General features: G+C 33.7%; 4 protein-coding genes. 1 reads left to right on the top strand and 3 read right to left on the bottom strand.

The window, feature by feature from the left end; translation table 11 throughout:
• Positions 1-246: 246 nt before the first annotated feature.
• The 3 genes from ACIFOT_RS23290 to ACIFOT_RS23280 all read right to left on the bottom strand — a co-directional run bounded on the left by ACIFOT_RS23290 (position 247) and on the right by ACIFOT_RS23280 (position 2,974).
• Positions 247-717 (bottom strand): hypothetical protein, encoded by a 471-nt coding sequence (locus ACIFOT_RS23290; protein ID WP_430068500.1) that lies wholly within the window; start codon positions 715-717, stop codon positions 247-249.
• Positions 718-1,051: 334 nt separating this feature from the next.
• A complete protein-coding gene (locus tag ACIFOT_RS23285) occupies positions 1,052-1,978 on the bottom strand; it encodes a TIGR03943 family putative permease subunit (RefSeq protein WP_430068497.1) in 927 nt (308 codons plus the stop codon).
• Between the two features lie 15 nt (positions 1,979-1,993).
• A complete protein-coding gene (locus ACIFOT_RS23280; RefSeq protein ID WP_430068503.1) occupies positions 1,994-2,974 on the bottom strand; it encodes a permease in 981 nt (326 codons plus the stop codon).
• Positions 2,975-3,218: 244 nt separating this feature from the next.
• Here ACIFOT_RS23280 and ACIFOT_RS23275 point away from each other — a divergent pair, with 244 nt between their 5' ends.
• Positions 3,219-4,142, top strand: coding sequence for a metal ABC transporter substrate-binding protein (locus ACIFOT_RS23275; protein ID WP_430068494.1), 924 nt, complete (start codon positions 3,219-3,221; stop codon positions 4,140-4,142).
• Positions 4,143-4,418 lie beyond the last annotated feature (276 nt).

The raw sequence follows: 4,418 nt of genomic DNA, 5'->3' as shown, positions 1-4,418 counted from the left end.
AAGTGCTACCCTAAATGGGCGCGACAGTCGGTGGTACACCGTGGTCGTTGGAGTCAGACTAACGGATGGGCTCAAAAGCACCATAGTTCAAAGACCTTCCTCGCCAGCATTAAATCAGTATAGACTACCTGATCCATTTTCATTCTCTGTGGTGAAGCGCCGGTTTTTGCGCTTCATGGGGGGCTAACGGGGCAGGTTAGTGAAAAAAGAAATTTTGAAAACTATATAAAAAGAGCCGATAAATTATCAACTCTTAACATCTCCTGCAAATGGAGGAGCATCAATACCATCTTCAAGTGCGAGACGTGCTGCTTTTACCTGGAATCTAATTAAAAGCAGTTGCTCAGTGATGTCAGGATCAGCACTTAAAAGTATAGCTGTGTGAATATATCTGATAGCATCGTTGGTTTTATCTAATGCTAGCAATGCTCGGTTGTCTGATAGTTTAATTCTTATAGGATCATTAGGATAGATAGGGTTAGGTGGAAGGACAGGATCAGTTGGCCATTTTATATTTAAAGGGGGAGTATCAATAGTATTAAAAGCATCTGACAGATTATCGATGGCATCTTGATATAAAACTGGTTTGATTGGATTGGGTGGTAAACCAAAACCTTCAAGTTGTTGAATTATAAGTTTTGCACTATTAGCAAATCGAATGGCTTGTACCGTTAAAGCCAAGACAATTCTTACTGTTGCAACTAAGTTTGTTGACATTATTTTCACTCTTTTCTAATGAAGTCATAATAGTTTATGCAATCCAGACAAGCCCGTAAAGGATGTTGTGTACATTTGTGTAGAATTACGATTAAAATTTGATTCCATATTGAAAAAAAAATTTGGCTAAAAAAAACATTTTGTTGAATTACTTGATGACAAGAGTTGAAGATTCGGTTGACATATGTTGGCATTTTCTTCTCGTTCTAACGTGGCAGGTTAGTTTAAGTACATTTCTTCACAAAGTTATAGAAAGCCGATCTTCTCAATTTAGGAAAATCGGCTTTTTTTATTATTAATTTTAAATGGATTGGTCATATTTAAGACTCAAGGACTATTCAATTTTAATGCCTAAATCAAACACATAGGGCTGCTGCGGAGCAGTAATTTTTGAAAGTTGGTCAATTTTTATAACGGGAATTGTCTCTCCATTAAATTGGGTTTGCTCAATTTTTCCTGTTACTTGAACCCATTTATCCTTCGGCAATGTAGCTACATCTCCTTTTGCCATCATTCCATATACCGAAGCATCGGCAACACAACATGTGATTCCAAATCGAGCAACAATTATCTGGTTTTGCATAAATTCTTTTTCCCGATATACAAATCCTTTTGTGGTTACCGTTTTTCCAATCATCGCATTTAGATTATCTTGAATAATGTTCATTATGTTTACATACTGGTTATCGTCTATATTAATCATATTTGCCTTTAATATTTTATTCTTCAACGCATTATATTCTGTTTGAGTTAAAGGCTCAGGTTGATTATCAAGTACACTTTGTGTGTTATTTGATGTATTAGATTTATTGGTATTAGATGATGATTGTATATTTGAACTGTTATTTATAATTTTATTTTGTTCAGTCGGTTGAGAGGTTGCTCCCAATTTAATTGTTCTATTCATTGCAACAGAGCTGCCCAGAACATTGTTCGAGAAAAGAAATCCTGTGGTTATAGGAATAATAAACAATAAATAAAGAAAGACACTTTTCCCGAAAGAGGAAGGATAGGTATGATCCCCGTCACAATCACAATGATAAGAATGATCTTTCCCTGAAGTTCCTCTTATAATCAGAAGAACTCCAAGAATAAGGCATATAAAGAGAGTAAAGTAAATAAATCGAATCATTTTTGGTGCGATTAAAAGAGATATATTATTCGTTAAAAGTAATTTAAATAAAAGTAGCATAAATCCAATCAAAATGATTCCCCTGATAAGATAATGAAAAGAAAAATCTTGGATTTTATTAGATCTCAATATTGGACACCCCCTTTATAAAAAAATTTGTTGAAAAATAAATACCGAAAAATAGACGACAAGAGGAGTTACCAATAGTAGATAAATGACAAACTTTTTCTTAAAATAACCGAATAACATTAAGGTGTTTTTTATATCAATCATAGGACCGAAAACAAGAAATGCAAGGATGGAACCTTCTGTAAAAGTGGAACCAAATGACGAAGCTACAAAGGCATCTGCTGAAGAGCATACAGAAAGGACGTATCCTAATCCCATCATAGCCATTGGTGCAAAGGTTGTGCTTGTCCCTATTGATAAGAGAACATTTCGGTCTAAGAAAGCTTGAAATAAACTGGCAAGAAATGCACCTATAAATAAATACTTCCCTGTATCAAATAATTCATCACTTGCATGATAGAGAGTTTCTAATAGTTTATTTCCTCTTTTGTGGTGGTGGTGATGATGGTCTTCCTTCTGCACTTTAAGAATATTTTCACCTTTAAAACGTCTGTAAATGATTAATCCGATAATAATGGAACTTATAAATCCTACAAACATCCTTGCATTGGCTACATAAGGCGTGCTTTTAAATGCAAAATAAGTAGATGCATAAACGACAGGGTTTAAAATCGGAGCACTAAGCATAAATACCACACCTACATGTGAAGGCATACCTTTTTTTATTAACCTGCGAACGACAGGAACAATGGCACACTCACAAATAGGAAAGATTATTCCAAGTAAAGCAGCAGGTATAAGGGCTAAATAGGCATTACTGGGCACAACTCTTCGGATTACATTTTCGGAAACAAATGATTGGATAATAGCAGATACAAATACACCCAGTAAAATAAATGGAATGGCTTCTAAAATAATACTAAGAAAAATGGTATTTACATTAAAAAACGTACTAGGGATTCTAGTAAAAAAAGAAATGTTTTTTAATTCCTCCGCAAAAAGAAATAGAAAAAGGAATAAACAAAATAATAGTAATACGAGGCTATCTTTTACCATCTTATTTATAAAGCTCACAACCATTCTACCTCCTCAAATCTATCAACCCTATCATATGGATATGCAGTTCTAGTTAATTCAGTTCATTAAAATTTGATGATTGACATAAATAAATAATCGTTATAAGATTTAATTCGTAATAATTACGATTTATATATTGTTATAAATCTTAAATATACAAAATAATTATTCGTTTTAAATCGTAATAATTCCTAATTAAAAGTAATTTGGGAGGGAAATTAACATGAAAAGGCTTTTAGTCCCATTAATTATTTTTCTATTAATGGTAGGTGGTTGCTCAAACGCAGCTTCAACGAAAAGTGAAAAAACAAGTGAAGGATCTAAAAAACTGCAAATTGTCACTACTTTTTATCCAATGTACTATTTTGCAAAAAAGGTGGCAGGAGACTCAGCAAACGTGGAACTTTTAATACCAAATGGTGTAGAACCACATGATTGGGAACCGACAGCAAAGGATATGGCCAAAATTCAAGACGCTGATATTTTTATTTACAATAGTCAATACTTTGAACTTTGGACTGAAAAAGTATTGAAAAGTATTAATGATTCAAAATTAAAGGTTGTTGAAGCTTCTAGTGGGATTAAATTGATGGATGCACTGGAAGGCGAGGAGCATGCTGCTTCTAAAGATCCACATGTCTGGCTTTCCCCAGTGTTAGCTCAGCAAGAAGTTAACACAATTGCTAAGGCTTTGGAACAGGCAGATCCTAGTAATAAAGACCAATTTCAAAAAAATGCAACGGCTTTAAATTCTGAGTTAGCAGATTTGGACCACTTATATAAAGAGACTATTGATAAAGCCAAGAAGAAAGAATTTGTTACACAACATGCTGCATTTGGGTACTTGGCAAAACAATATGGACTGACTCAAATTCCTATCGCAGGATTATCACCTGACGTTGAACCAACATTAGGGAAATTAGCTGAATTAACGGAATTAACAAAGAAGAAAAATACAAAGGTTGTTTATTTTGAGGAGATGGCATCTTCAAAAGTGGCGGAAACGTTAGCTAAAGAAATAGGTGCTAAAACAGAAGTATTAAATCCATTAGAAGGATTAACGAAAGAAGAGCAACAACAAGGATTAGATTATATTGGTGTTATGAAAAAAAATCTGGATTCATTGAAATTATCGATTATGAATTAATTATCTAATTTACGGATATTGTTAAAGGAACTTCAACAGATGGTCATGATGAAAAGGCTGCAACTGAAGATACTAAAAAGGATGAAGCAACAACAGACTTTGAAAAATCGAATTCTCTTCCTTTAATTTTTATCCATTGTTGCTGTGTCCTATCATTGATTGCAGTTGCACTTGGATTCCGTAAAAGATAACCTAATACCAAGTGACTTACTCATTTGTTGAATAGGTCACTTTCTTTTTTTGCCCAAAGTAAGTATGTGAAGAAATGTACTGATA

It is taken from the genome of Neobacillus sp. NRS-1170 (assembly GCF_050468025.1).
This window is presented reverse-complemented; position numbering and strand designations above follow the sequence as displayed.